Annotated in this window: 2 protein-coding genes; both read left to right on the top strand. The window is 67.5% G+C overall.

The window, feature by feature from the left end; translation table 11 throughout:
* Positions 1-333: ParB family protein (locus tag WDV86_RS07405; protein ID WP_339566971.1), on the top strand; the 333-nt coding region annotated here is incomplete at its 5' end.
* Entirely contained in the window at positions 333-542 is a 210-nt protein-coding gene (locus WDV86_RS07400) for a hypothetical protein (RefSeq protein ID WP_339566970.1), read from the top strand. The genes WDV86_RS07405 and WDV86_RS07400, both read left to right, overlap by 1 nt.
* Positions 543-606 lie beyond the last annotated feature (64 nt).

The following is a 606-nucleotide window of genomic DNA, read 5'->3' as shown; positions in this document are numbered from 1 at the left end:
GGCAAGCTCGCCAAGGCAGCCCCCCAGGACCCCGTCATCGGCACCCCACAGGACGCGCCCGCGGCGGGGGAGTCCACCGGCACGGCCGCCGAGGTCGTCCGCGAGAGCGCTGGCAAGCGGAAGGTCGGCTACGCCCAGGACGCCGACGACACCGCCCGCGCCCGCGCCGCCTACAACTGGACCCGCGCCAACACCGGCACCCGCTCGTTCTCCGACTTCATCGCCAACGCCGTCATGGCCGAAGTCGAGCGCCTGGAGAAGGAATACAACGGCGGCAAGGCATGGGCCGGAATGCACGCCGGCGAAATCCCCACCGGAAGGCCCCTCGAATAATGAGCGCCCTGCTGCTCCCCGGAGTCACCCTGCTCGGCATCGGCGTCGTCGTCCTGCTGGTCGCCTACCTGTTCCGGCGCGGAAGCACCACCGAAAGGCAGCTCCGACTCATCAAAATCGGCGCCTTCCTCGTCGTCCTCGGGTCCGCCGTTACCATCGTCTTCATCTTCGGAGACGCCATCACGCAGATGCCCGAGCTCGCGCAGTAACAGCCCAAAAGGGAAGACTAAAAACCATTTACGCTGGCGCGGCTGCCGCCTGTCGTGTCTCTCG

The organism is Pseudokineococcus sp. 1T1Z-3, assembly GCF_037482365.1.
GTDB lineage: Bacteria > Actinomycetota > Actinomycetes > Actinomycetales > Quadrisphaeraceae > Pseudokineococcus.
This window is presented reverse-complemented; position numbering and strand designations above follow the sequence as displayed.

What these genes read in the sequence shown, in the direction of transcription:
- WDV86_RS07400 (WP_339566970.1), top strand. Translation starts at nt 333, where the DNA reads ATGAGCGCCCTGCTGCTCCCCGGAGTCACCCTGCTCGGCATCGGCGTC.